Raw genomic sequence first — 26,853 nt, 5'->3', positions numbered from 1 at the left:
CGAGGATACTGTCATGACGACGCGAAATCTGCTCCCGGTCCTGCTCCTCCTGGCCTCGACGGGCGCCGCGACCGCTCAGGATAACGCCCAGGACCATGGCCGCCCCGCCGGCGCCTACGCCTACTCCGGCACCCATGCCGGCGGGCCGGCCGATGCGCTGATCCCCGACGGCGTCCCGCAGCCGGTGCGCCGCAAGGCGGTGAACCCGGCCTATGCCTATCCGGGCAGCCATGCGGGCGGTCCCGCGGACGCGCTCATCCCGGAGGGCACGCCGGCCCCGCTGGTTCGCCGGACGGTGAACCCCGACTATCGCTACAGCGGCAGCCATGCGGGCGGCCCGGCGGATGCCCTGATCCCGGAATGATACGAAATCCGAAAGATCACTTCCGGATTTCGTATCATCAGCCCGCGCGGTGAAGCCGTAGGCTTCACACGCCTGAGCGAAGCCGCTTTCCGCATCGCGAAGCGATCAATCGGAAAGCGTATGACGCGGCGCCTCCGGCATTCGGTTGCAGGCCCGGCGGGACCGCCCGCCGGGTCCGGGACGGGCCGGAGGATGTCGAGGACGGATCATCCATCGGTCGTGCACGGCGCGACGCTCCCCTTCGAGGATTCCGATGATGAGGCTGAACGACCTGATCGGGGCACCGCCCGGCCTGTCCCGGCGCGCCCTGGCTTTGCGCCTCTGCGCCATCGGTGCGGTGCTCGCCGGGACTGCCGGCACCTTCGCGTATGCGGGCGGCTGGCTCACGCCGGGGGCCCTCACCCCGGCCCGGCTGATCGACCGGTTCGAGGCGGTGAACGGCCCGCATCCCGGCTTCCGGCGCAACCACGCCAAGGGGCTGTGCGTGACCGGCGAATTCGCGGCGAGCGGTGCGGGCGCGCGGCTCTCGAAAGCCTCCCTGTTCGCCGCGGGCCGGGTCACCCCGGTGGAGGGCCGCGTCGCGCTCGCGGGCGGCCAGCCCTATGCGGCGGATGCCGAGGCCACCGTGCGCAGCCTCGCCCTGCGCTTCCGGCTGCCGGACGGCGAGGAGTGGCGCACCGCCATGAACGACATCCCGGTCTTCCCGGTCGGGACACCCGAAGCCTTCTACGAGCAGCTGCGCGCCGCCAGGCCCGATCCGGCCACCGGCAAGCCCGATCCCGAACGGATGCACGCCTTCCTGGCGGCGCATCCGGAGAGCGCGAAGGCCGCCGCCCTGATCAAGGCCCGCACGATCACCGCGGGCTTTTCCGAGGACACCTACCGGAGCCTCAACGCATTCCGGTTCGTGGCGACCGACGGCCATGCCACGCCGGTGCGCTTCGCCTACATTCCCGAGCGGGATGCCGCGCCGCAGGCGGGCGCGACCGCGGCGAGCGCCGACACGAATTTCCTGTTCGGCGAGTTCGCGGCGACCCTGCGGCGGGAGCCCGTGCGCTGGCACCTCGTGGTCACGATCGGCCGGCCGGGCGACGCGACCGACGACGCGACGATTCCGTGGCCGGCGGAGCGCGAGACCGTCGATGCCGGAACCCTCACGCTCACCGGCGCCGCGCCCGAGGCTCCGGGCGATTGCCGGGACATCAACTTCGATCCCCTCGTCCTGCCTGACGGGATCGCGCCCTCCGACGATCCCCTCCTGAGCGCCCGCTCGGCCGCCTATTCGCAGTCCTTCACCCGGCGCTCCGGCGAGGCGAAGACGCCCTCGGCCGTCACCGGCGCATCGCTTCATGGAGCCGCCCTGTGACGAGTTCCGTCCGGACCGACGCTGCACGCTTCACCTGGCCGGCACGCCTGCTCCACTGGAGCATGGCGGTCCTGATCCTCGCCATGCTGCTGATCGGCGTCGCGATGGTGACGTCGCTGAGCCATTACCACGCGCTCGTCTCGCTGCACCGGCCGCTCGGCGCCGCGATCCTGGTCCTGGCGCTCCTGCGCCTCGCCTATCGTCGGCGCCATGCCCCGCCGCCCCTGCCGGCGGACCTGCCCGCCTGGCAGAAACGGGCCGCGCATGCCTCGCACGTCGCGCTCTACGGGCTGATGCTCGCCCTGCCCCTCGTCGGCTGGGGCATGCTCTCGGCGGCGTGCTATCCCGTGGCGCTCGCCGGCCCGCTGGTGCTGCCGCCGATCCTGCCGGGCAGCCCGATGCTCTATGCGGCCTTGCGGGTCCTCCACACCGTGCTCGCCTACGCGCTGTTCGGGATCGTCCTCGCCCATCTCGGGGCGGCGCTGCTGCACGGGCTGATCCGCCGGGACGGCGTGTTCACCAGCATGGCGTCGTGGCGGGCGGGGACCGGGCGGGGCTGAACGCGCGGATGATGCGGGTTCCGGAAGACGTTCCGGAACCCGTATCGCAGGCCCGCGCGGCGCCTGAGCGGAGCCGGTTTCCGCATCGCGACGCGATCCGTCGGAAACCGTTTCAGTGGTAATCGACATCGGTGTCGACCTTGCCGCGGAAGATGAAATAGACCGCGGCGGTGTAGGCGAGCGTGATCGGCAGGACGAAGAGGCCGGCACCCCAGAACAGGAAGCGCAGGGAACTCTCCGGCGCCGCCGCCTCGGCGATCGTGACCGTGAACGGCACCATGTAGGGCAGGAACGACACCGCCAGGGTGGCGAAGGCGGCGCAGAAGATCGCGGCGGCGGCGGGGAACAGGAGGCGGTCGTGGTCCCGGCGCAGGGCGAGCGCCATCGTGGCGAAGGCCGCGAGCCCGACGATCGGGAACAGGACGAGGTAAGGCCGCTCGCTCCAGCGGTGCAGCACCGGCAGGTGCAGGATCGCCGCGTGGACGAACACCGCGACCAGGAAGATCGCCAGCGCCGCCATCAGCCGGGGCAGGATTCGCAGGCTGAAGGCGCGCACGTCGAACGCGCCCTTGCCGGCAAGCCAGCAGGCGCCGATCAGCGCGTAGCCGATGCACAGGCCGATCCCGCACAGGAGCGCGAAGGGCGTCGCCCAGGCGAAGGGACTGCCGACATAGCGCCCGTTCTCGACCGCCAGGCCCTCGACGATCGCGCCGACGGCGGTGCCCTGCACGAAGCCCGCCGCATAGGAGCCGGCGACGAAGCCGGCATCCCAGAGCGGACGCATCGCCTGCGACTTGTAGCGGAACTCAAAGGCGACGCCGCGCAGGATCAGCCCGGCGAGCATCAGGAGGAGCGGCAGGTAGAAGGCCGAGAGCAGGAGCGCGTAGACGGTCGGGAAGGCCCCGAACAGGGTCGCGGCAGCCACCACCAGCCAGGTCTCGTTGCCGTCCCAGACCGGCGAGATCGCCGCCAGCATCTGCCGCCGCCCGGCCTCGCCGGGGGCGAACGGAAACAGCATGCCGACGCCGAGGTCGAAGCCGTCGAGGAGGACGTAGAGCAGGATCGAGAGCGCGAGCGCGGCGGCCCAGAAATCGACGAGGGTCATTCCCCGGCCTCCATGGTTCCGGCAGAGGTTCTCGCAAGTCCCGGGCTCGCCCCGGGGACCGAGAGCGGGCGCTTCGGGTTGGTGGCGCGGTCCGGCAGGTCGGGCGCCGGGACCGGCCCTGCCCGGAGCTGGCGGTAGATGTAGAAGGTGCCGAAGGCGAAGATCAGCGCGTAGACGACGGCGAAGACCGTCAGGCTCGTGCCGACCTGCGGCGCGGTCAGGAACGGGGTCACGGCGTCGGCGGTGCGTAAGCGCCCGTAGACGACCCAGGGCTGGCGCCCGACCTCGGCGGTGAACCACCCCGTCAGCGTCGCCACGAAGCCGAGCGGGAAGGACAGGAAGGTGCACCACAGGAAAAACCGCGCGTGCCGGATGCGCTCGGACAGGCTCAGCCAGGCCCCGAGCCAGGCGAGCCCCAGCATCACGAGCCCGCAGCCGACCATGACCCGGAAGGCGAAGAACGGGATGACGACCGGCGGGCGCTGGTCCGGCGGGAAGCTCTTGAGGCCGATCTCCTTGGCCGTCAGGCTCATCGAGCCGATCACGCTCCCGAGATAGGGGATCGCCACGGCATAGCGCGTGGTCTCGGCGGCTTCGTCCGGCCAGCCGATCAGGATTTCCGAGGCCGGCTGCTCGTCCTGCCAGCGGCCCTCGATGGCGGCGAACTTGGCCGGCTGCTTGTCGTGGACGTAGTCGCCGGCGAGGTGGCCGAAGGCGATCTGGATCGGCACCAGGATCGCCGCGAGGCGCAGCGCCATCGTCAGCATCACCCGGCCCTCGTAGGCGCCGTGCTCCCGGAGCATGTACCAGGCCCCGGTCGCCGCGATGCAGAAGGCCGAGGTGACGTAGGCCGCCAGCATCATGTGCGGGAAGCGCACCCAGACCACCTCGTTGAAGATGATCGCCGACCAGTCGGTCGGCACGAACACCCCGTCCGCCCCGGTGGTGAAGCCGGTCGGCCATTGCATCCAGGTGTTGTTCACCATGATCCAGAACGACGACAGGCTGGTGCCGAGGCAGACCATCAGGCAGGCCAGGAAGTAGACCCAGCGCGGCACGCGGTTGCGGCCGAACATCAGCACGCCGAAGAAGCCCGCCTCCAGCGCGAAGGCGGTGAAGCTCTCGTAGCCGAGCAGCGGGCCCTGGATCGGCCCGGTGCGCCGCGACAGCTCGCTCCAGTTCGTCCCGAACTCGAACGCCATCACGATCCCCGACACGACGCCGAGGCCGAAGGCGACGGCGAAGATCCGGAGCCAGAAATCCGACAGGCGCCGGTAGATCGGCCGGCCGGTGACGAGCCCGCAGCCTTCCAGGAAGGCGAGCCAGGCGGCGAGCCCGATCGTGAAGGCCGGGAAGATGATGTGGAACGAGATCGTGAACGCGAACTGGATCCGCGACAGCATCAGCGGCGTCAGGTCCACAGCGGCCTCCTCGGGTCGGTCGTGATGGCTTACCTAGGGCGAGGCGGGCGTCTGCGTCAGCGCGGCAGGAGGTTGGTCTTGGCGAGGTCGAGGACTTCGTCGCCGCGCCCGCTCATCACGGCGCGGATCAACCAGAGGCTGAAGCCCTTGACCTGCTCCAGTCCGATCGTCGGCGGCATCGACAATTCCTGGCGCGCCGTCACCACGTCGAGGAGGGCCGGTCCGTCATGGGCTAGGATCTCGGCCACCGCGCCGGGCAGGTCGCCCGGATCCTCGACGCGGATCGCGTGGATCCCCATGCTCCGCGCCATGGCGGCGAAGTCCGGGTTCTCAAGACTCGTGCCGAGTTCGACGAAGCCCGCGGCCTTCATCTCCAGGGCGACGAAGCCGAGGGTGCCGTTGTTGAACACCACCACCTTCACCGGCAACCTCTGCTGGGTCAGGGTGATGAGATCGCCCATCAGCATGGTGAAGCCGCCATCGCCCGACAGCGAGACCACCTGCCGGCCCGGCTGCGCCGCCTGCACGCCGATCGCCTGCGGCAGGGCATTGGCCATCGAGCCGTGGGCGAGTGAGCCGACGAGGCGGCGGCGCCCGTTCATCGCCAGGTAGCGCGCGGCCCAGATCGTCGGCGTGCCGACGTCGAAGGTGAAGACCGCGTCCTCGGCCGCCGCCTCGCTCACCAGCCGGGCGAGGTATTGCGGGTGGATCGGTGCGCGGCCGGGCGTTCCTTGCGCCAGGTGGTCGAGCCCGCGCCGCGCCTCCCGGTAGCGCGCGAGGCTGTCGTCGAGGTGGAGGCGGTCGGTCTTCTCCGACAGACGCGGCAGCAGCGCGGCGATCGTCTCGGCGACGTCGCCGACGATCCCGAGATCGAGCTTTGCCCGGCGGCCGAGCTGCCCGGGCCGGATGTCGACCTGGGCGATCCGGCAGGCACTCGGCAGGAACTGCTTGTAGGGAAAGTCGGTGCCGAGCATCAGCAGCACGTCGCAGGCATGCATCGCCTCGTAGCCCGACGAGAAGCCGATGAAGCCGGTCATGCCGACATCGTAGGGATTGTCGTACTCGACGTGCTCCTTGCCGCCGAGCGCGTGGACGATCGGGCTCTTCAGGGTCTCGGCGAGCCGCATCAACGGCGCGTGTGCCCCGGCGCAGCCCCGGCCGCAGAACAGGGTGACCCGCTCGGCGCCGTCGAGGAGCCCGGCCAGCGCGTCGAGCTCAGGCTCCGAGGGCCTGACAACCGGGGCCGGCGGCAGGAGGCCCGCCCGGGCCGAGACGCCGCGGCCCGGCGCCGGCTTCAGGGCGACGTCGCCCGGCACGACGATCACCGCGACGCCGCGCTGGCCGACGGCCGCCCGGACGGCGTTCTCCATCACGTAGGGCAACTGGTGCGGCTCGGTCACCAGCTCGCAATAGACGCTGCACTCGCGAAACAGGGTTTGCGGATGCGTCTCCTGGAAGTAGCCGCCGCCGATCTCGGCCGACGGGATCTGCGCCGCGATGGCGAGGACCGGGGTGCGGGTGCGCTGGGCGTCGTAGAGCCCGTTGATGAGGTGGAGATTGCCCGGCCCGCAGGAGCCGGCGCAGACGGCGAGTTGGCCGGTGACCTGTGATTCACCGGCAGCCGCGAAGGCCGCCACCTCCTCGTGGCGGACATGGATCCACTCGATCGTCCCGCGGCGGCGCAGGGCCTCGGTCAGGCCGTTGAGGCTGTCGCCGACCACGCCGTAGATGCGCGCGACCCCGGCCTCCTCGAGCACGTCCAGCATCAGCTCGGCCACATTGCCCGTCGACATCGGCATCCTCCATCATGATCTGAAAGCGACGATCTGAACATTCGCGAAGACCGGTCGCGGCCGGCAGCGCGCGAGGCGCACACGATTCGTGAAGTCTTGTCATGAAGTCTCGGCGTTGCAGGCCCGTCCCGTCTTGTGACGATCGGCGTGGATTTGGACGGTTTGCTCCTCGGATCGGCTGCATCCGATCGATGGCGATTCTGGCAGCCGGCGGATGCGATGAATACCGGATGCAGGGTTGGGCGGATCATACGCAGGCATGATCCCCTCACCCGCGGGCGTGACGGCGCCGGTTCCCGAGGAGCCGCCGCGCCGAGACGGCGAGGAGGAGGCCACTCCCCACTGCGGCGGTCATGACCATGGCGGCGACCGCGAGGCCGAGCGTCTCCGCCACGAGGCCGGGGGGTGCGGCGGCTCCCTGTTCCATCACCGCGAGGGCGCCGGTTGCGGCCCGGAAGGCGTAGGAGCCGGGGATCATCGCGACGACGCCCGGGAACGCGAAGGTGGTCCAGGGCAACGACAGGCGTTCCGCAAGGCCCGTGGCGAGGAGGCCGACGAGCGCGGAGGCCGCCAGGGTGGCGGCGGCGAGGTCGAGGCCGGTGACGGCGAGCGCCGTGCGGCCGCCATGGCCGGCGATCCCGCAGATCACGCAGGCCGGCAGGGCGCGGGGCGGTACGCCGAAGAGCAGCCCGTAGCCGATCGCCGCGAGGCCCGAGACCAGGGCGTCCTCCGGCACGGGAAGACGCCCGCCGCCCGCCGCCACCGGCAGGGCATCGCCCGCGAGCGAGGCTGCGAAGAAAAGCCCGAAGCCGATCGCCAGGATCGTGACCGTCCCGGTGGCGAGCCGCGCGAGGCCGATCCCCGCATGGCCATGGGCGAGGTCGTCGATCGCGTTGATCAGCGGCACGCCCGGCACCAGGATCATCCCGGCCGCCGCCAGGCACAAAGCCGGAGAGGCGCCGGGGACGAGCTTCAGGAGGAGCGCGCCCGTGAGCCCGCTCGCCGCGGCGGTGAGGAAGGCGGCGGCGATCGGGTTGAGGTGCCGGGCCGCGAAGGCGCGGCGCAGGAGCGTGTTGACGATCCCGGCCGCCAAGGCCGCCGCGACCACAGTCCAGGCGGCCTCGAACAGCCGGGCGAGGCAGGCGGTCGTGGTCGCCACCGCGGCCACCACCAGCCAGGCCGGATAGGTCGGGGCTGCAGCCTCGACCGCATCGGCCCGGCTCCCGGCCTCGACGAGGTCGATTGCGCCGGCCGCGAGATCGTCCAGGATGCGCTCCAGCGCCGACAGGCGCCCCAGATCGACCCCGCCGCCGGGCAGCGCGTGCCCGATCCGGGTGCGGAAGGCGCCGCCGGCCTCGACCGTGAGCAGCAGCCGCTCGCTGCCGGCGAAGACCTGGGCGACGATCCCGCGCCGGGCGGCGACGGCCTCGATCCGCGCGACGACGTGGTCGGCGTCGGACCCGCTGGCGAGGAGGAGCCGCCCGAGCCGCAGGGCGAGGCGGGCGAAGGCCTCGAGGCCCGTTCCGGCCACCCGGCCGGCCGCGGCATCGGACATTCCCTCAGACATTCTCGCGCTCAGACATTCTCGATGCGCAGCAGGGCGGCGGTCTCCGCACGGCTGCGCCGGCAGGCCTCGGCATCGACCTTGAGGTCGATGCCGTAGGTGGGGATCATGCGTTCGAGCGCCGGCAGCCAACCGTCCCCGCTAAGGCGGTCGGGAAAGCAGCGCTCCAGCACCGCGATGGCGATGGAGGCCGCCGTCGACGCCCCGGGCGAGGCGCCGAGCAGCGCGACGAGGGAGCGGTCCTGTGCCGAGACGAGTTCGGTGCCGAATTCGAGCACGCCGCCCCGCTCCGGATCCGGCTTGATGATCTGCACCCGCTGGCCGGCCACCGCCTCCCGCCAGTCGCCGCGGCGGGCCTGCGGGAAGAATTGCTGCAAGGTCGCGAACTGGTGGTGCGCGCTCTGCAGCACCTGCCCGATCAGGTACTCGGTCAGCGCCACGTTGTCCTTGGCGACCTCGAGGAGCGGCACGACGTTCCCGGGCGTGATCGAGCGGAAGAGATCGGTCACCGAGCCGTGCTTGAGGAACTTCGACGAGAAGCCTGCATAGGGGCCGAACAGCAGCGAGGTCTTGCCGCCGATCACCCGCGTGTCGAGATGGGGGACCGACATCGGCGGCGAGCCGCTGGCGGCCTTGCCGTAGACCTTGGCGTGGTGGCGCCGCGAGACCGCATCAGAGTCGCAGCGCAGCCAGATCCCGCTCACCGGGAAGCCGCCATAGCCCCTCCCCTCCGGGATGCCGGATGTCTGCAGGAGGTCGAGGGCGGCTCCGCCCGCACCGATGAAGACGAACTTCGCCCGCAGGATCTCCTGCGTGCCGTCGTAGGTATCCGTGACGGTCACCCGCCAGCGCCCGTCCGGCTCCCGGTCGAGCCCCACGACCTCGCGGTCGTAATGGACCGAGAACCCGTCCTGGGCCGAGAGCTGCGCCACCAGCAGATGGGTGAGCGCACCGTAATCGACGTCGGTGCCGGTGACGATCCGGGTCGCCGCTACCGGCTGGCCGGGCTCGCGCCCCTCCATGACGAGCGGCGCCCAGGCGGCGATCGTCGCCCGGTCCTCGCTGTAGTCCATGCCGTGGTAGCAATGATGCGCCGACATCTCCCGGTAGCGGGTGCGCAGGAAGTCCACATTCTCCCGGCCCCAGACGAAGCTCATATGCGGGCAGGGATGCAGGAAGGCGCGCGGATCGGGGATGGCGCCCTTCCTCACGAGATGGGCCCAGAGCTGGCGCGACAGGTCGAACTCGGTGTTGACTTCGAGGGCCTTGGCGATGTCGACCGAGCCGTCCGGCCGCTGGGGCGTGTAGTTCAGTTCGCAATTGGCGGCGTGGCCGGTGCCGGCATTGTTCCAGGCCTCCGAGCTCTCCCGGGCGCAGTCGCCGAGCCGCTCGATCATCGCCACGGTGAGCGCAGGATCGAGTTCCTTGAGCACGGTACCGAGGGTCGCGCTCATGATCCCGGCCCCGATCAGGACGATGTCGGGATTGTCGTTGGGATGAAAGGCCATGATCCCCTCGCGCTCAATCGTTGCGGACGGCGGGCGTGAACGGGAGCGCGGCCCCGTCCTCGTAGACGACGTAGGCGCGCCGCCAGGGCTCGTCGCCGATCAGCCGCCAGCGGTGGCCGGAGCCGCTGTTGTCCTCAGCGAGCAGCACGTCGCCGGGGCGGATGGTGAAGGTCCGGCCGGACTTGGTCTCGAATTCGAGCGTGCCCGACAGGGTGAGCACGAAGCGCGGCACCGGGTCCTGGTGCCAGGCGAAGGACCCGCCAGAACCGGTCTCCCGGAACGAGATTTCCTTCGCGGCGACGCCTGCACCGATCAGGTCGCCGCGCTCGCCCTCGTCGAGCGCGATCGTTCCTTCCTCGAACAGGGAATCGCCGTCGGGACCGGTCCACATCCTGACGCAACGGATCATCGTGCCTCTCCTTGGAGGGTGGTCGACGGGTGTCGTTCGTCTCGTTCGCAATCTCAGATGTCTTAAATAAAAATACGAATTATTATTGCGATACCAACATCGACGATACCTTTATCATCACACCCGCAATCCCGTCCTGAGGTGTCGGCTATCGCAGATCGCATACGATCGAAGATCGACCGACCTCGAAGCAGGACTCCAGAGGTCTCTGGGATATCCGGAGCCCTCCTTCGAGGCTCGCTTCGCTCGCACCTCAGGACAAGGTCGCGGATGGCCTGGAATTCTCGATCGAAGCAGATGCCCTCGACCGAAGGTCACGCGCCCGCGAGACCCCGCCCCACCATGTCGAGCGGCCGGATCGTCCCGTCGAACAGCGCCGCGTCGACCTTGCCGGAGGCGAGCGCCGCCTCGCGCAGCGTGGTGCCGTCGGCGATCGCCTTCTCGGCGATGTGGGCGGCGTTCTGGTAGCCGATCACCGGCGAGAGCGCGGTGACCAGCATCACGCTGCCCTCGACATAGGCCGCGATCCGCTCCCGGTTCAGCTCCGTCCCCTCGACCGAGAATTCGCGGAACCGGGCGCAGCCATCGGCCAGGATGCGGATCGAGTGCAGGACGTTGCTGATGATGACCGGGCGCATGGCGTTCAGTTCGAAATTGCCCTGGCTGCCCGCGAAGGCCACGGCGGCATCGTTGCCGAGGACCTGGATGGCGATCATCACCATCGCCTCGCACTGGGTCGGGTTGACCTTGCCGGGCATGATCGACGAGCCCGGCTCGTTCGACGGCAGGATCAGTTCGCCGAGGCCGCAGCGCGGGCCCGAGGCGAGCCAGCGCATGTCGTTGGCGACCTTCATCAGCGCCACGGCGAGGCCGCGCAGACCGGCATGCGCCCGCACCATCGGGTCGAGGGAGCCTTGCGCGGCGAACTTGTTCGGCGCGGTCACGAAGGGCTTGCCCGTGAGCTCGGCGATCGTCTTCGCCACCGCGGCGGCGAAGCCCGCCGGCGCGTTGAGCCCGGTGCCGACCGCGGTGCCGCCGACCGCCAGTTCATAGAGCCCTTCCCGGCTGCGCTCGATCTCGGCCAGCGCGGCGCGGATCTGCCCGGCCCAGCCGTGCCATTCCTGGCCGACGGTGAGCGGCACCGCGTCCTCGAGATGGGTGCGGCCGATCTTGACCACGTCCATCCAGCCATCGGCCTTGGCTTCGATCGTTTCGGCCAGGCGGCCGACCTGCGGCAAGAGGAGCGCATCGATCGCCTCGACCGTGGCGACGTGCATCGCGGTCGGGAAGGTGTCGTTCGACGACTGGCCCATATTGACGTCGTCGTTGGGGCCGATCGGCTGCTGGCTGCCGAGACGCCCGCCGAGGAGCTGGATCGCCCGGTTGGCGATCACCTCGTTGACGTTCATGTTGGACTGGGTGCCGGACCCGGTCTGCCAGACGAAGAGCGGGTAATGCGCGTCGAGCGCCCCCGCGATGGTCTCGTCGGCGGCCCGCACGATCGCATCGCGCTTCCAGCCCGGCAGGCGGCCCGCCGCGGCATTGACGAGGGCGCAGGCCTTCTTGACCGTCCCGTAGGCGTGGTAGACCGCCTTCGGCATCCGGTCGCCGCCGATGTCGAAATGGTGCAGCGAACGCTCGGTCTGCGCCCCCCAGTAGCGATTGGCCGGCACCTCGACCCGGCCCATCGAATCGAACTCGGTCCGCGTGCCGGTCTCGGCCAGGCCGATCGGGACCTCCTGCAGGACCGGCGGGATTTCCTGCGAGACCGGGATGTCGCCCGCTTCGTTCGCTGTCATCGTGCCTCCGCGCGAGAAATCGAGGGTGAGGTACGCGCTGCACGCCAACTAGACCGGCCGGCGCCGGCCTTCTTGAATGATCTGATGGAGTTTTGGATATATTGATGCAGATACGCGGCTTGGCTTTAACATTTGAAACGGCCGGATGCCGCGACTGCGACGCGGGAGACCGCTCCACGACCGTTCTGCGCCGGCAAACCGCATGAGCGCGACTGGCGAAGGGCGATCGGGAAAAGGAAAAGGTGCTGGTCTGCTCCTGTCCCCGCGGGCGGGGAGAGGCTTTCGCCACCCCTTGCCGGGTGCGAAAGGAGCGCAGGCGAAAGCCGGAGCGAGGGTGAGGGGGTGGTGCCGGCGGAGTCTCGTCCGGGCCCCCCCCTCACCCTCGCCCTTCGGGCTTGCCGCATCCCCTGGACGGGGACGCAACCCTCTCCCCGTCCGCGGGGAAAGGGGGGGAGCCCGTGCCTCAATTCTACCTGGAGACTTCCACGCGTGGCCTGACGGCCGCCGCCATTCAGGCAAGCCCCGCCAGCACCGCCTCCCGCAACGCCTGCGGCAGGGCGACGAGCTCGCCATGGATCGGGTCGCGCCGGTTGTAGACCGGGGCCTGCCCGTCGAGGCCGAGCACGGCGCCGCCGGCCTCGCGCAGGATGAGGTCGGCCCCGGCGAGGTCCCAGTCCCGGGCATCCGACGAGACCAGCCCGACATCGACGAGGCCCTCCGCCACCCGCACCAGGCGCAGGGCGAGCGAGGGGATCCGCGGCAGCCGCACCAGCGCGCCCGGGGTCCCGCCGAGGCCGAGCTGGCGCTCGAGCCGGTCGGCCATCGGCTTCGGGCCGGTGACGCGGGCCCCCGCCATGGCCGCCTGGGCCGAGACCCGGATCGGCACGCCGTCCTTGGTGGCCCCCTCCCCGGCCACGGCCTCGTAGAGGGTCGCGGTGACCGGCGCGGCGACGTGACCGAGGACCGGCTGGCCGTTCGCGAGCAGGGCCACGGCGATCGACCAGTCGGGATCGCCGGACAGGAAGGCGCGGGTGCCGTCGATCGGATCGACGATCCAGACCAGATCGTGGGAGAGGCGGACCGGATCGTCGCGGGTCTCCTCCGAGAGCCAGGCGGCGCCGGGGATCAGCTCGCTCAGGCGCACCTTCAGGAAGGTGTCCACCGTCACGTCGGCTTCCGTCACCGGCGAGCCGCCGGCCTTGTTCCAGACCCGGGCAGAGGTGCGTTCGCCCTGCCGGAAATACGGCAGCGCCAGGAGGGCGGCCTCGCGGATGATCGCCCTGACCTGAGGCAGGAGAGGACGCAGGTCGTCGGAGAGAGGCATGAAGGGCCGCCGCTGATTCGAGGGGAGTGCCCGGCGCCCCGCGGCGGGCACGGGTCGAGCCGAAGCGGGATTTCCTTCGTTGTAGGCTCCGGCACCGGGCGCCACAAGGATTCGTCGCGGCGCGCCCGGTGATGGCGATGCCGCATCGTCTTATCGAACCGTTTCACTCCGCGGCTCTGCCTTGTACTGGCGGTGAACGATAAATGAATCGGGTCGCGACAAGGATCCGTTGAGCATTCGGCTCATCTGTGCCGCGCCAACTATCGCTTAACGCTGCCTTTTAAGGCGTTCTGAGGCGGTGCGGGTCCAATGTCGGATCAACAGCGGACGACACGACAGAGGTCGCCGCCTCACGCGGACAGGGCGTCGAGCAGAACCATGATCACCAGATTCCCTTCGTCGAACAGCCGGTCTTCGAGCAGCAGCGCCGCCCGTCGCGATGTCGGGCTCCCCGTCATCCATCGCGGCCCTGTCCAGGCCGAGCCGACGGCGCTTCCGATGATCGGCCGCATGCCGGGCGCCAGCACCGCCGGCAGCCTCGCGCTGTGCCTCGACGGCGATGCCAGCGACGCCGCCGGCGAGGACCGCTTCGCCGTGATGGTGCTCGACCGCAGCGGCGACCCGCTGATGCGGCTCGGCCTCTACGGCGACGACGAGGTGGTGGCGGTGTGGCGCCGGCTCGGTGCCGAATCGGGCCTGCCCCTGGTGGTGATCCAGGAGGACGGCGCGGTCTCCCCGATGGGCGAGCAGCTCGGCCGGGTGAAGCTCGGCGCGGTGCGGATCCGCCGCCGGCACGGGCTGCTGAACCACCGCCGGCCGCGCTTCCTCACCCGCCGCAAGACCGGCCGCCTGCCGCTGCGCCCGCTGGTCTACCGCGACGAGGCGCTGATGACCGAGGGCGGGAGCGTCTGAGCGCTCCCGACGGCTACATCAAGCCTTGCCAGAGCGCGTCCAGCGTGAGGCCGCAGAACAGGATCAGCCCCGCATCCCGGTTGCTGCGGAACAGCCGCAACGCCTCCGCGCCGTCGCGCGGATCGAGCCGCCCGACCTGCCAGGCGAGGTGGCCGGCAAACAGCGCGAGACCGGCAAGACCGATCGGCCCGGCCCCGGCCCCCGACAGGGCAAGGCCGATGAACAGGACGCAGGCCAGGAAGCAGCCCGCCACCGCGAGGCGCACCCGTGTGCCGAAGAAGCGGGCCGAGGACTTGATGCCGGCGATCTCGTCGTCCTCGATGTCCTGCACCGCGTAGATGGTGTCGTAGCCGATGACCCAGGCGATGGCGCCGGCATAGAGCCAGTAGGCCGGGGCATCGAGGCGGCCGAACAGGGCGACCCAGCCCATCAGCGCGCCCCAAGCGAAGGCAAGGCCGAGCACGGCTTGCGGCACCGGCATCACCCGCTTCATGAACGGGTAGATGGCGACGGGCGCGAGCGAGGCGATGCCGACGAGGATCGCCGTCCTGTTGAATTGCAGCAGCACCGTAAGGCCGATCAGCGCCTGCAGCACCAGGAAGGTCAGGGCGTGGCGCACGCGGATACGCCCGGAGGGCAGCGGCCGCAGGCGCGTGCGCTCGACGCGGGCGTCGAGGTCGCGGTCGGCGATGTCGTTGTAGGTCGAGCCCGCCCCCCGCATGGCGACCGCGCCGACCAGGAACAAGGCGAGGTGCCACAGGCTCGGGCCCGGGCGCCCCGCCGCGATGGCCGCGAGCGCCGCCGACCACCAGCACGGCAGCAGGAGCAGCCACCAGCCGATCGGCCGCTCGATGCGGGCGAGCCGCAGGTAGGGCCGGACCGCCTCGGGGGCGTGCCGGTCGACCCAGTGCCCGGTGACGGCATCGGCGACCGGACGGTCGGGGGCTGGATTCATCTCTCGGCGTGAGTCGCCCGGGCCGTCATCGGCATCGGGCTCACAGGGCGCCCTGCGGCACCCGGAAGCTGCCGGTCAGGCCGGGCCCGCCGAGGAGGCCGCCGCCCCCGCCGCCCTGCTGCTGCTGGGCCGCCATGGCGCGGGCCTTCTTCTCCATCGCCGCCTGCTGCACCGCCGCCTGGCAGACCTTGGTGCGCAGGGTCGAGACACGGCCGTGATCGGCCTTGAAGCCCTCGACGAAGGAATCCGGGATCGAGCACCAATCCTTGTTGGCGGTGATCCACTTCAGGCCCTCGGTGCCGTTGGCCTGGAGCTTGGTGAACAGGGTGCAGGCGGCGGCCGCGGTGATCTTCGCCTTCTTGCCCTGGGAGGCGGCGTTGACCTTGCCGACGATGTCCTTGCGCTCGGTCAGGGTCTTCTGGATCGCCGAGCAATCGGCGCCCTGGGCCTGGGCGGCCCCGCCGAGGAGCGTCGCGCCGAGCAGGCTTCCGGCCAGCGCCGCCACGGTCACACGCATGCGAGTCATCTCCCAACCCCCCAAAGCTGTCAGCCCCGAACCGTCTGGCCGCATTCTTTCGCGGCGCGCCCGGCATAGTGAAGAATTCCGTGCCGCTCCCGGCCTCGTCGTGCTTTCTGCACAGGAATGTGGCGCCTTCATGCGGGATGCGCCCGATGGCAGGCGCTCCGGCCACGGTCGGCGCTCGCTGTTGCAGACCAGCAACATGGTGGGCGCAACAGGACCGGCAATTGACATCCCGCCCCCGACTCGGCGAGCAGGGCGGCCATGGCAGCCTACGATTTCAACGCTCCCCGGCTCTTCCTCGACATCCCGATGCGGGAGGGGGCACGGCACACCCTCGACCGGGCGCAGGCGAATTACCTGCTCTCGGTGCTGCGGCGCGATGCGGGCGAGCCGGTGCTGGTGTTCAACGGCCGCGACGGCGAGTGGCGGGCCGAGATCGAGCCCACCGGCCGCAAGGCGGCGGACCTGGTGCTGCGGGCCCAAACCCGGCCGCAGACGCCGCCGGGCGACCTGCATTACCTGTTCGCCCCGCTCAAGGCCGCCCGCCTCGACTACGTCGCCCAGAAGGCGGTGGAGATGGGTGCGAGCCTGATCCAGCCGGTGGTGACGCGGCGCACGCAGGGCGACCGGATCAAGCTCGACAAGTTGCGGGCCAACGCGATCGAGGCCGCCGAGCAATGCGGAATCTTGAGCCTGCCGGAGATCCGGGACGCGACGCCGCTCGGGCAGGCCCTGGCCGGCCTCGCGCCGGAGCGCCTGCTGGTGTTCTGCGACGAGGACGCGCCGCTCGCCGATCCGGTCATGGCGTTGCGGCAGGCGGCACCCGGGAACGCCGCCGTCCCGCTGGCCGTTGTGATCGGACCGGAGGGGGGGTTCACGCCGGAGGAGCGCACCCTGATCGGAGACCGTCCCCACACCGTCCGTCTCTCCCTCGGCCCGCGGATCCTGCGCGCCGACACCGCCGCCGTGGCGGTGCTGGCCCTGGTCCAGGCCGTGCTCGGCGACGGGCGGCAACAGGTGTCATGAGGCCGGAGGCCTCGTGAGAGCCTGACGGGGCCTGATCCGCCCCGTTTCCGCGGCGCCGCCCGTCCGGGATCGCGCCGCAATTCAAGCGCTGACTGACCGAGCCGCCCCGCGGGCGCGAGCCGATTCGCGGCTCGCGACCATGGGCGCGTCGCGGCCCGCTGTTGCCGGAGGTGTTGCGTATGCGAGCGGATTTCGACGTCTGCCTCGAGGAGGAAGTGTTCATCAACGATGCGGGCAAGCGCGACGCCGCCCGGGCCCGCACCCGCGATTTCCTCGCCGCCTGCCGGTCCGCCCACCCCCAGGTGCGCACCGAGCTGATGGAGCCGCAACTGGTCTGGGCGACCGAGCCGGTGAGCGACCTCGGCGACGCACGCCGGACCCTCGCATCCCTGCGCCGCGAGATCGGCGCGCGGGCTGCCGCCCGCGGCCTCGCCCTGATGGCGTCGGGCACCCATCCGCTGGCCCTGTGGAGCCGGGTGCGCCCACGCGAACAGGCCGCCCGCGGCCGGGTGCTGCGCGACCTCCAGATGGTCGGCAGCCGCACCATCGTCTGCGGCCTCAGCGTCGGGGTCGGGGTGCCCGACGGCGTCTCGCGGGTCGACCTGATGAACCGGATGCAGCCCTACCTCGCCCTGCTGCTCGCCCTCTCGACCTCGTCGCCGTTCTGGCAGGCGCAGCGCACCGGCCTCCTCGGCTACCGCCTCGCCGCATCGCGAGAGTTGCCCCGCAGCGGCTTGCCGCCGCTGTTCCGGGACGATTCCGATTACGCCCGCTACCTCGACATGGTGGTGGGGAGCGGCGCCATCGACGACCCGCGCCACGTCTGGTGGGTGATCTGCCCGTCCCCCAGTGGCCCCGGCCTCGACCTGCGCATCGCCGACAGCTGCACCCGCCTCGACGACGCGCTCGCCGTCGCGGCGCTCTACCGCTGCCTGGTGCGCCGCCTCGCCCACGATCCGGCGCTCCACCGCGACCTGACCGGCGCCTCGCAGGCGATCGCGGCGGAGAATTGCTGGCGGGCGCAGCGCTACGGCATCCACGGCAGCTTCGTCTGCGAGGCGACGCGGGCGGCGCGGCCGGTGGCGACGGTGCTCGCCGAGACGCTTGCGCTGGTGGCCGAGGATGCCCGGGCGCTGGGGTGCGAGGCCGAGCTCGATCTCGCCCGCTGGATCATCGCCCGCGGCACCAGCGCCGACCGCCAGCTCGCCCTGTTCACTGAAGCTCAAGGGCGAGGTTTGCCGCCGCGGGAGGCGCTGGCGGAGGTGGTCGATTGGCTCACCGCCGAGACGGTGGGTGCGAATCCGACGCGGCATTGATGCTCTGTCCGAGCGGTTCGCTACACGTTCGCCGGCCCCAGACCATCCGGGACGAGATCGGCGCGGGATCCCCCTCTCCCCGCGGGCGGGGAGAGGCTTTCGCCCCCCTTGCCGGGGGCGAAAGGAGCGCAGGCGAAAGCCGGAGCGAGGGTGAGGGGGTGTCAACGAGTGAGGCTACTCCGGAAACGCCCCCTCACCCTCGCCCTGCGGGCTTGCCGCGCCCTCTGAACGAGGGCTCGGCCCTCTCCCCGCCCGCGGGGAGAGGGGAAACCCGCGCCTCTTCTCGTCCGCGACTGCACTGCGCCTATCGTATGGCGTATCCGTGTTAGAAACTTCGGCCCCTCACCGCCCCACCGTACACTCGATCTGCCCGTGCGGCTCGTCGGTGGCGATGAAGACCTGGTTCGGGTTGTCGAGGCCGAAGGGCGTGAGGTTGGCCAGCAGGTAGTGCTTGTTCGGGCAGGCGAGCGTGATGGTCTCGATCTCCGGCACCGCCTCGAGCGCCGCCATGCCCATCCGGTAGAGACTGTCCTGCAGGCTGTGGCTGTAGCTGCCTGCAAAGACCCGCAGCAGCGTCGAGAGGGTCAGCGCGTTGGCAGCCACGTAATCGGCCGGCTCGGAAGACCAGCGCCAGGTCGCCTCCATGCTGGTGGCGGCGATGCGGTCGTGGGTCTCGGGGATCGTCGTGTAGGGATCCTTGACGTAGTGGGCCCAGCCCGATTCCGTGCTCTTCAGGAAGGTGAAGCCCGACAGGCCGGATTCCACGGTCGCGCCGCCGCGCGACAGGGCCACCCGGGCGAAGGGCTGGCCGTTGCCGTCGAGCGTGAATGTGTGGGGATGGGCGGCGCCATCGACCGCGAGGCGGTTCCAGCGGGTCTCGTGGCCGGTGACGGTCGCCGTTTCCATCTGCGGGTAGCTGTCGAGCAGACGTTGCGCCACCGCGCGGCAGAACGCCTCCGTCGGCAGGGCCGGGTTCTCGCGGGCGACGATGTAGACCACGTTCTTGACCGTGTCGGTCGAGACGGTGGCGCTGTTGTCGGCATCGGTGAAGGTGCGGTCGAAGGCGCCGGTCAGCATCGCCTTCACGGTCAGTTCGCGCACCTCGTGCCGGTCGCCGTCGCGGTGGACGCGCATCACCCGCACCCGGCCCTTGCCGTAGGTCTTGTGCAGCAGGGTCATGGGTTCCTCTTGAAGAAATCCGGATCATACGCTTTCCGATTGATCGCTTCGCGATGCGGAAAGCGGCTTCGCTCAGGCGCCGCGCGGGCTGGTGATACGGCTTCCGGAAGGAATCTTCCGGAAGCCGTATCAGACGTGTTCGGCGGCGGCCGCAGCTTTGGTGGCGTCCCGGCCCGCCTGCTCGGTGCTGCCCAGCCCGTTGAAGAAGGCGTTGAGCAGCACCGCGGCGATCGAGGCGAGCAGGATGCCCGATTCGAGCAGCGGATGCAGCGCGTGCGGCAGGTTGCGGAAGAAGGTCGGCGCCACCAGCGGGATCATGCCGAAGCCGACCGCGACCGCCACCACGAACTGGTTCCTCGGTTGGCCGCGAAAGTCCACCGCCGTGAGGATGCGCGCGCCGGTCGCCGCGACCATGCCGAACATCACCAGCCCCGCGCCGCCGAGCACCACCTGCGGCACCGCCTCGACGAGGGCGGCCATCTTCGGCAGCAATCCGAGCGCCAGCAGGATGACGCCGCCCGCCACCGTGATATAGCGCGAGCGCACCCCGGTCACCCCGACGAGGCCGACATTCTGCGAGAACGAGGTGTAGGGGAAGGTATTGAAGATGCCCCCCAACAGCGTGCCGAGCCCGTCGGCGCGCAGGCCCCGGGCGAGGTCCTTCTGCGAGACCGGCCGGCCGGTGATCTCGCCCAGCGCCAGAAACATCCCGGTCGACTCGATCATCGTCACGATCATCACGACGCACATCGTGGCGATCGGCACCAGATGGAATTGCGGCCAGCCGAAATGGAACGGCAGCACGGGGGCGAACCAGGGGGCGGCCGCGACCTTGTCGACATGCATGAGGCCGAGCATCGCCGCCACGACCGAGCCGGCGACGATGCCGAGCAGCACCGCCACGTTGGCGATGAAGCCCCGCCCCCAGCGGAGCAGGGCGAGGATCACGAGCAGCACCAGGAGGGCGATGCCGAGGCCGCCGGCCTGCGCGTAATTCGGGTTCGGCACGGCGACGGGCACGCCGTCGATGATCTTCGTCAGGGTCGGCTGGCCGCCGCCGGCCCAGTTGATCCCGACCCGCATCAGCGAGATGCCGATGACCAGGATGATCGTGCCGGTGACGACCGGCGGAAACAGCGGCAGCAGGCGGCTGACATGGGGCGCGACCAAGAGGCCGAAGACGCCGGAGGCGATCACCGCACCGTAGATGCCGAGAAGCCCGACCTCCGGCAGCGCCCCCATCGACAGGATCGGGCCGACCGACGCGAAGGTCACGCCCATCATCACCGGCAGGCGGATACCGAACCCGAGGAGGCCCGCCGACTGGATCAGGGTCGCGAGGCCGCAGGCGAACAGGTCGGCACTGATGAGGAAGGCGACCTCTTCCGGCTTCAGGCCCAGCGCCCGGCCGACGATCAGCGGCACCGCCACGGCGCCCGCATACATCACCAGCACGTGCTGCAGCGCGAGCGGCACGAGGCGGGCCGGCGGCAACATCTCGTCGACGGCGTCGGCGGGCTCGACTGGCATGGGGCGCGTCTCTTCTTGCGGCATCCGGGGGCGATGCGGGCGGACCGATTGCGACGTTCCTTACGTCGCCCCGACGCCTCATCATCGTCCATCCTGGGGGAGCCGCAAGCGCCGTGCCAGCGCAAGGACAGGATGCCGGTTGCGGGTTGCGATCGGGGGCGCCCGGGTATTTGTTCACCATTCCGGGCCGACACTGCCCGCGCGGCCGGCAGCCCCTTTGCGAGGGGTTGAGGCCGCTATCCGTTTTTGACGTTCAGGCAAAGGCAGCCATGCGAACCATCGTGTATGCCGACGGCGGCTGCGATCCCAATCCCGGCCCGGGCGGCTGGGGCGTGGTGATTCAGGCGCCGGAGGGCACCGTCGAGCTGTGCGGGGGCGACCCGCAGAGCACCAACAACCGCATGGAGCTGACCGCGGCGATCCGGGCGCTGGAGCATTTTCCCGAGGGCGCGGCGATCGAGATGCGCTGCGACAGCCAGTACGTGGTGAAATCGGTCACGGAGTGGATCCGCGGCTGGAAGCTCAAGGGCTGGCGCACCACCACCGGCCCGGTGAAGAACGTCGAGCTGATGCAGCGCCTCGACGAGCTGGCGGCGCGGCGCGACGTGCGCTGGGTCTGGGTGAAGGGCCATTCCGGCGAGGCCGGCAACGAGCGCGCCGACCGGCTGGCGGCGCAAGGGCGGCGCCAGGCCCTCGGCCTGCCGCCGCGGGCCGACATCGCGCCGGCCAAGATGCCCACGACGACGCCGGCCCCATCCCCGGCTCCCGCCGCTCCGCCCGCGGAGCCCGCGCCGCGCGGGACCTCGATCCCGGTCGACGGGGCGCTGGGTCTTCGCCTCTCGCGGGCGGCCAAGCAGGCCGGCACCACGCCGCAGGCCTATGCCGACGAGGTGCTGCGCCTCACGCTCGATCTCGGGCCCGAGGGGCTGGCGCTCCTGCGCGAGGCGAAAGCCCGGAAGCTGCCGGCGGCGTAGCTGGCCCGAGTGGAGAGCGGGCACGGTCGTCCGGAGGACGAAAAGGTGCGGATTTCCCCCCTCCCCCCTCTGCGGGGGAGGGTGGCCTGCGGAGCAGGCCGGGAGAGGGGACGCCGCTTCCGGAAATGTCGCTCACTTCATGAAGAGCGCCCTCTGGAACGGCGTTGCGCTGCCCCTCTCCCGCCCGGCTCCACCGGGCACCCTCCCCCGCAGAGGGGGGAGGGGAAAGAGCCCGCTTTTATACAGAGTTGGGCTTGAGCGCTGTTGTGTGAATCCGTTTGCCCGCAAAGGGCGAGGGAAAAACCCGCGCCCATTTTTTCCCCTCGACCGCCCGCACTCACGCACTCTTCGGAAACGGCACCACCGTGTCGTCGTCGGCTGCGCCGGCCTGCGTCCCCCGCACCACCGCCTCGATCATCCGGGCCAGCGCCGCCTGGTCGTAGGGCTTGGCGAGCCGTGGCAGGCTGGTGGCCTCGTCGGGGCCGAGGTCGGCATAGCCGGTGGCGAGGATCAGCCGGAGCGCCGGCCGCTCGGCGGCGAGGCGGGCGGCGAGCTGGAGCCCGGTCATCTCCGGCATGGCGTGATCGGTCAGGACCAGGTCGAGGGTGCGGGCGCGGCGCATCAGCTCCAGGGCTTCCCGGCCGGAGCGGGCCTCGATCACGCGGTGGCCCAGGTCCTCCAGCATCGCCGCGGTATTCTCGAGCACCAGGGGATCGTCGTCGACGACGAGGACCACCTGCGGCGCCACGGGGCGGAGCGGGACGCGGCCGGAGAGCGCCTCCCCCGGCGAGGGTGCCGACGCGGCCTCGGGCGCCGCCACCGGCAGCCAGATCTCGGCGGTGGTGCCGGTGCCCGGCCGGCTGCGCAGCACCAGGCGGCCGCGCGACTGCGCCGCCAGGCCGTGCACCATCGAGAGGCCGAGGCCCGTGCCCCGGCCGACGCCCTTGGTGGTGAAGAACGGCTCCTGCGCCCGGGCGAGGGTCGCCTCGTCCATGCCGGTCCCGGTATCGGCTACCGAAAGGCAGAGCATGGGGAGGCCGAGGGCGGGAAGGCAGGGATCGAGCCCGTCTTCCCCGGCCGGCTCCGCCTCACTCAGCCGGGCCGCGACCGTGACGATGCCGCCCGCCGGCATCGCGTCGCGGGCATTCACCACGAGGTTGAGGAGCGCGAGCTCCAGCTGGTGGGCATCGACCAGGGCCGGCGGCAGCCCGGCGGGAAAGCGCGTCTCGATCCGCACGCCGGGACCGATCGAGCGCCGGAGCAGATCGGTCATGTCGCAAACGAGGCGCGCGAGATCCACCGCCTCGGGCTTCAACTCCTGGCGCCGGGCGAAGGCGAGCATGCGCTGGGTGAGCGCCGCGCCGCGCTCGGCGCCCTGCACCGCGTTGTCGACCAAGCGCAGCAGGCGGGGATCGTCGGGCAGGCGCTTGCGCAGCAATTCGAGGCTGCCCAGCACCGCCATCAGCAGGTTGTTGAAGTCGTGGGCGACCCCGCCGGTGAGCTGGCCCACCGCCTCCATCTTCTGGGCCTGGGCGAGGGCCGCTTGCGCCTGGACCAGGGCCTCCTGCGCCGCCTTGCGCTCGGTGATGTCGCGCGTGACCTTGGCGAAGCCGACGAGCCGGCCGTCCTCGCCGACGATCGGGTCGATGACGACGCTGGCCCAGAACCGGGTGCCGTCCCGGCGCACCCGCCAGCCCTCGGCCTCGAACTTGCCGCTCCCGGCCGCGGTGGCGAGCGCCCGGGCCGGCACGCCCGCCTCCCGGTCCTCCGCGGTGTAGAAGCGCGAGAAGTGGGTGCCGACGATCTCCTCGGCCTCGTAGCCCTTGATCCGGCGGGCGCCGGCATTCCAGTTCGCCACCACGCCGTCGCGGTCGAGCATGAAGATCGCGTAGTCGGTCACGCTCTGGAGGAGCAGGCGGTAGCGCTCCTCGCTGGCGCGCAAGGCCGCGGCTTCGCGGGCGGCCCGCTGGGAGACGCGACGGTCGATCGCCGCGGCGGCAAGCGCGAGCGTGAGGACCAGGAAGGTGACCGCGGTGACGCCGACGGCGAGGCGGATCTGGTCGACCCGCGCCCCGATACCGGCATGGTCGGCCCCGCCCGATTGCGACACGTGCAGGCCCCGCATGGCGGCGTAATGCATGCCCGCGATGGCGAGCCCCATCGCCCCGGAGGCCGCGACACGCAAGGGAAGCCCGCTCTCGGCCAAAGCCAGCCGGATCGCCACCGTGGCGGCCCCGACCGCGATCAGCACCGAGGCGGCGACCCAGGCCGGATCATAGTGGAGCGTGGCGGGGAGCCGCATCGCCGCCATGCCGGTATAATGCATCGAGGCGATGCCGAGCCCGGTCACGACGCCCGCGGCAACGATCGCGCCCGACCCGGCCTTCCGCCTCTGGGCGATGGCGAGGCCGAACGCCGTGACGGCGACCGGCAGCGCGAGGGAGAGCAGGGTGAGGCCGAGATCGTAGGTGATGTCGAGGCCCGGCAGGCGGAAGGCCAGCATCGCCACGAAATGCATCGACCAGACGCCGCCGCCGAGCACCAGGGCGGCGACCGTGAGCCAGGCCCGCCGGGCCCAGCCGGTCGCGGCCGTCATCCGGCCGGCGAGGTCGAGCGCCACGAAGGACGCCAGCATGGCGATCGCGATCGACAGGCCGACGAGGACGGGATCGTGGACGCCTTCATGCGCCATCGGGCACCTTGAGTCGCGGGAGCGGGCCCCCGTAGCGGGACCGTCCGGCCCCGGCTCGGCCGAGCCGGGGCTTCGAGCATCATTTGATACTCCAGCTCACCCGCCCGCGCGATGCACGAATTGGGAGTTGTGCAAGCGCATTTGATCAGCTGGTGATTGCAGGGCTACCAGGTGGTCGGTTTCGGGTTGCGCTCGTCGAAGCCCTTCTGGTGCCAGTAGGGATAGATCGGCGTCTCGTGGCTCGCCGCGTCGAGGCGGGCGATCTGGGCCGGATCGAGGCTCCAGCCGACGGCACCGAGATTCTGCTTCAGCTGCTCCTCGTTGCGGGCGCCGACCACGATGTTGGCCACCGTCGGGCGGCTGAGCAGCCAGTTGAGCGCCACCTGCGCCACGCTGCGACCGGTCTCGGCGGCGAGGGCATCGAGGACGTCGACGACCCGGAACAGGGCCTCGTCGGCGACCGGCGGTCCCCCTTCGGCGCCGCCCGCCTTGATGCGCCCGCTGGCATTGGCGCCGCGGCGGATCTTGCCGGTGAGGCGGCCCCAGCCGAGCGGGCTCCAGACCATCAGGGCGACGCCCTGGTCGAGGCCGAGCGGCATCAGCTCCCACTCGTAATGGCGGCCGACGAGCGAGTAGTAGCCCTGATAGGCGACGTAGCGGGCGAGCCCATAGCGCTCGGAGGTCGAGAGCGCCTTCATCAGCTGCCAGCCGGAAAAATTCGAGGCGCCGATATAGCCGATCTTGCCGGCCCGGACGAGGTCGTCCAGCGCCCGCAGGGTCTCGTCGACCGGGGTGAGCGCGTCGAAACCGTGCATGAAGTAGACGTCGATATGGTCGGTGCCGAGGCGCTTCAGGCTGGCCTCGCAGGCCCGCACCAGGTGGTAGCGCGAGGACCCCTTGTCGTTCGGCCCCTCGCCCATCGGGAAGGTCGCCTTGGTGGAGATCAAAGCCCGGTCGCGCTTGCCCTTGAGCGCTTGGCCCAGGATCTCCTCGGAGGCGCCCTGCGAGTAGATGTCGGCGGTGTCGAAGAAGTTGACCCCGGCATCGAGGCAGAGGTCCACCATCCGGCTCGCCTCGGCGACGTCGGTCTGGCCCCAGCGCTGGAAGAACTCGTTGTTGCCCCCGAACGTGCCCGTGCCGAGGCTCAGAACCGGAACCTTGAGGCCGGAGCGGCCGAACTGCCGATAGTCCATGGCGCATGCCCTCATCTGGTGCCGGGCGATCCGCCCGGCCTACGTGGGATGGGGTTGTCTTAGGAGCCGGCCAAGGGACGACAAGCCGGGCGGATGCGGGATCCGGGCTGCACCGGGGGGCTTGCCGCAGAAAGCCGCCGCCTCACGCCACCTGCCGCAACCCCGGCCCGGCGAGGACCACCCGGTCGCGCCCTTGCGCCTTGGCCTGGTAGAGCGCCCGGTCGGCGAGGCCGAGCAGGGTCTCGAAATCGCCCGCGCCCCCGGCGCCGGAACTTCTGGCGACGCCGACGCTGACCGTGACGGCGAGGCCGGGCACCAGGTCGGGGCGCATCGCCGCCACGGCGAGGCGCACGGTCTCGGCGACGGAGGCCGCCTGGGCCGCGCCGACGCCCGGCAGGAGGCAGGCGAATTCCTCGCCGCCGAGGCGCCCGAACGCGGTGCCCGCCGGCAGGACCTGGCGGGCGGCGGCGCAGAAGCCGATCAGCACCGCGTCGCCGACGGCGTGGCCGAAGGTGTCGTTGACCCGCTTGAAGTGGTCGAGATCGAACAGCAGCAGGGCGACGGGTCCGGCGGCAAGGACGCGGCGGGCCTCGGCCGCCAGCGCCCGGCGATTGGCGATGCCGGTGAGCGGGTCGGTTCCGGCGACGCGGCGCTGCTCGGCCTCCAGGCGCTCCTTGGCGAGCGCCATGAACAGCACCGAGACCGCCACCGTGTAGAGCAGGGCGACGAAGCACAGGATCGCGACCCAGACGGTCTGGGTCGGGGTGCCGGTCGGCGGGACCGGCAGGACCAGAGTAGCGGGGATCCGCGCCCAGATCAGCAGCCCCTCGCTGGCGAGCAGGATCGCCGCCGGGGCCCGCGACGGCAGCCGGTCGCCGCGATGGTGCCAGAGGGTGCGGGCGGCGAGCGTGCAGCAGAGCCCGGCGATCACCGAGGACAGGATCACCCGGGCGCCGAGCGAGGCGTAGAAGGGCGGCACCAGGCAGGCGGCGAGCCAGAGGAGCGGGCCGGCGGCGAGCCAGGCGAACGGGACGCGCCGCCCCTCGAACGAGCGGGCGCCACCCCAGATCAGCCCGAAGGCCCCGAGCATCACCGCATTGGCGAGCCCGATCGACAGCCAGTCCGGAATGACGCCGCGCAGGCCGAACAGCGTGACCGCGGCGGCGCCGACCACCTGGGCCGCCCCGAGGAAGCCCAGTGCCCGGGTCTGCCGGGCCTGGCTCCAGGACAGGAGGTACAGCGCGCCCATGACGACCATCACGAAGACGGTCACGGTCACCAGGGTGGGCGCGTCCAGCTTCATCCCGTGGGTTTCCCGCCCAGGCCCGACTCGGCGCAGG

At 71.0% G+C, this 26,853-nt stretch carries 23 protein-coding genes; 7 read left to right on the top strand and 16 right to left on the bottom strand.

The window, feature by feature from the left end; all coding sequences use genetic code 11:
- The first annotated feature begins 13 nt into the window (after positions 1-13).
- From HBB12_RS19360 to HBB12_RS19350, 3 genes are all read left to right on the top strand, one after another.
- Entirely contained in the window at positions 14-364 is a 351-nt protein-coding gene (locus tag HBB12_RS19360) for a hypothetical protein (protein ID WP_236990839.1), read from the top strand.
- A gap of 253 nt (positions 365-617) precedes the next feature.
- Positions 618-1,730 (top strand): catalase family peroxidase, encoded by a 1,113-nt coding sequence (locus tag HBB12_RS19355; protein ID WP_236990838.1) that lies wholly within the window; start codon positions 618-620, stop codon positions 1,728-1,730.
- A 62-nt stretch (positions 1,731-1,792) separates the two neighbouring features.
- Positions 1,793-2,290 (top strand): cytochrome b, encoded by a 498-nt coding sequence (locus tag HBB12_RS19350; protein WP_236992836.1) that lies wholly within the window; start codon positions 1,793-1,795, stop codon positions 2,288-2,290.
- Between the two features lie 112 nt (positions 2,291-2,402).
- Here HBB12_RS19350 and cydB read toward each other — a convergent pair whose 3' ends face one another.
- The 9 genes from cydB to HBB12_RS19305 form a co-directional block, all read right to left on the bottom strand.
- Entirely contained in the window at positions 2,403-3,395 is a 993-nt protein-coding gene (gene cydB / locus HBB12_RS19345; RefSeq protein ID WP_236990837.1) for a cytochrome d ubiquinol oxidase subunit II, read from the bottom strand.
- On the bottom strand, positions 3,392-4,816 hold the full coding sequence (locus tag HBB12_RS19340) for a cytochrome ubiquinol oxidase subunit I (RefSeq protein ID WP_236990836.1): 1,425 nt from the start codon (positions 4,814-4,816) through the stop codon (positions 3,392-3,394). Before HBB12_RS19340 ends, cydB begins: the two co-directional genes overlap by 4 nt.
- A gap of 56 nt (positions 4,817-4,872) precedes the next feature.
- Positions 4,873-6,609 carry a ubiquinone-dependent pyruvate dehydrogenase gene (poxB, locus tag HBB12_RS19335; protein ID WP_236990835.1) on the bottom strand — a complete coding sequence of 579 codons (1,737 nt, stop codon included), beginning with the start codon at positions 6,607-6,609 and terminating at the stop codon, positions 4,873-4,875.
- Positions 6,610-6,877: 268 nt separating this feature from the next.
- Positions 6,878-8,164, bottom strand: coding sequence for a threonine/serine exporter family protein (locus HBB12_RS19330; protein ID WP_236990834.1), 1,287 nt, complete (start codon positions 8,162-8,164; stop codon positions 6,878-6,880).
- 20 nt (positions 8,165-8,184) lie between these two features.
- Positions 8,185-9,681 (bottom strand): malate dehydrogenase (quinone), encoded by a 1,497-nt coding sequence (gene mqo / locus HBB12_RS19325; RefSeq protein ID WP_236990833.1) that lies wholly within the window; start codon positions 9,679-9,681, stop codon positions 8,185-8,187.
- Between the two features lie 13 nt (positions 9,682-9,694).
- A complete protein-coding gene (locus HBB12_RS19320; RefSeq protein WP_236990832.1) occupies positions 9,695-10,090 on the bottom strand; it encodes a cupin domain-containing protein in 396 nt (131 codons plus the stop codon).
- A gap of 314 nt (positions 10,091-10,404) precedes the next feature.
- Positions 10,405-11,889 carry a class II fumarate hydratase gene (gene fumC, locus HBB12_RS19315; protein ID WP_236990831.1) on the bottom strand — a complete coding sequence of 495 codons (1,485 nt, stop codon included), beginning with the start codon at positions 11,887-11,889 and terminating at the stop codon, positions 10,405-10,407.
- Positions 11,890-12,400: 511 nt separating this feature from the next.
- Positions 12,401-13,213 carry a 3'(2'),5'-bisphosphate nucleotidase CysQ gene (locus HBB12_RS19310; protein ID WP_236990830.1) on the bottom strand — a complete coding sequence of 271 codons (813 nt, stop codon included), beginning with the start codon at positions 13,211-13,213 and terminating at the stop codon, positions 12,401-12,403.
- A gap of 350 nt (positions 13,214-13,563) precedes the next feature.
- A complete protein-coding gene (locus tag HBB12_RS19305; RefSeq protein WP_236990829.1) occupies positions 13,564-13,725 on the bottom strand; it encodes a hypothetical protein in 162 nt (53 codons plus the stop codon).
- Between HBB12_RS19305 and HBB12_RS19300 the strand changes: the two genes are divergently transcribed.
- The gene (locus HBB12_RS19300) at positions 13,724-14,125 is read left to right on the top strand and encodes a DUF6101 family protein (RefSeq protein WP_236990828.1); all 402 of its coding nucleotides are present in this window, start codon (positions 13,724-13,726) and stop codon (positions 14,123-14,125) included. The two genes, HBB12_RS19305 and HBB12_RS19300, sit on opposite strands and share 2 nt — an antisense overlap.
- A 13-nt stretch (positions 14,126-14,138) precedes the next feature.
- Here the strand turns inward: HBB12_RS19300 and ubiA are convergent, their stop codons facing one another.
- Positions 14,139-15,080, bottom strand: a complete 942-nt coding sequence (ubiA, locus tag HBB12_RS19295; protein ID WP_236990827.1) for a 4-hydroxybenzoate octaprenyltransferase — start codon at positions 15,078-15,080, stop codon at positions 14,139-14,141.
- A 40-nt stretch (positions 15,081-15,120) separates the two neighbouring features.
- Positions 15,121-15,606 carry a hypothetical protein gene (locus HBB12_RS19290; RefSeq protein ID WP_236990826.1) on the bottom strand — a complete coding sequence of 162 codons (486 nt, stop codon included), beginning with the start codon at positions 15,604-15,606 and terminating at the stop codon, positions 15,121-15,123.
- Between the two features lie 258 nt (positions 15,607-15,864).
- Between HBB12_RS19290 and HBB12_RS19285 the strand changes: the two genes are divergently transcribed.
- Positions 15,865-16,629, top strand: a complete 765-nt coding sequence (locus tag HBB12_RS19285; protein ID WP_236990825.1) for a 16S rRNA (uracil(1498)-N(3))-methyltransferase — start codon at positions 15,865-15,867, stop codon at positions 16,627-16,629.
- Positions 16,630-16,808: 179 nt separating this feature from the next.
- Positions 16,809-17,945, top strand: coding sequence for a YbdK family carboxylate-amine ligase (locus tag HBB12_RS19280; protein ID WP_236990824.1), 1,137 nt, complete (start codon positions 16,809-16,811; stop codon positions 17,943-17,945).
- A gap of 342 nt (positions 17,946-18,287) precedes the next feature.
- Here the strand turns inward: HBB12_RS19280 and pucL are convergent, their stop codons facing one another.
- Entirely contained in the window at positions 18,288-19,124 is an 837-nt protein-coding gene (pucL, locus tag HBB12_RS19275) for a factor-independent urate hydroxylase (protein WP_236990823.1), read from the bottom strand.
- A 129-nt stretch (positions 19,125-19,253) separates the two neighbouring features.
- Complete coding sequence (locus HBB12_RS19270; RefSeq protein WP_236990822.1) at positions 19,254-20,654, bottom strand: nucleobase:cation symporter-2 family protein; 1,401 nt, start codon at positions 20,652-20,654, stop codon at positions 19,254-19,256.
- Positions 20,655-20,923: 269 nt separating this feature from the next.
- Here HBB12_RS19270 and rnhA point away from each other — a divergent pair, with 269 nt between their 5' ends.
- A complete protein-coding gene (gene rnhA / locus HBB12_RS19265; RefSeq protein WP_236990821.1) occupies positions 20,924-21,628 on the top strand; it encodes a ribonuclease HI in 705 nt (234 codons plus the stop codon).
- A gap of 337 nt (positions 21,629-21,965) precedes the next feature.
- Here rnhA and HBB12_RS19260 read toward each other — a convergent pair whose 3' ends face one another.
- The 3 genes from HBB12_RS19260 to HBB12_RS19250 all read right to left on the bottom strand — a co-directional run bounded on the left by HBB12_RS19260 (position 21,966) and on the right by HBB12_RS19250 (position 26,816).
- Positions 21,966-24,320, bottom strand: coding sequence for an MHYT domain-containing protein (locus tag HBB12_RS19260; protein ID WP_236990820.1), 2,355 nt, complete (start codon positions 24,318-24,320; stop codon positions 21,966-21,968).
- 164 nt (positions 24,321-24,484) lie between these two features.
- A complete protein-coding gene (locus tag HBB12_RS19255) occupies positions 24,485-25,513 on the bottom strand; it encodes an aldo/keto reductase (protein ID WP_236990819.1) in 1,029 nt (342 codons plus the stop codon).
- A gap of 142 nt (positions 25,514-25,655) precedes the next feature.
- A complete protein-coding gene (locus tag HBB12_RS19250) occupies positions 25,656-26,816 on the bottom strand; it encodes a GGDEF domain-containing protein (RefSeq protein ID WP_236990818.1) in 1,161 nt (386 codons plus the stop codon).
- Positions 26,817-26,853 lie beyond the last annotated feature (37 nt).

It is taken from the genome of Methylobacterium sp. SyP6R, from assembly GCF_019216885.1.
Taxonomy (GTDB): Bacteria; Pseudomonadota; Alphaproteobacteria; order Rhizobiales; family Beijerinckiaceae; genus Methylobacterium.
Note: the sequence above shows the minus strand (reverse complement) of the source record. Positions and strands in the feature narration are given on the sequence as shown.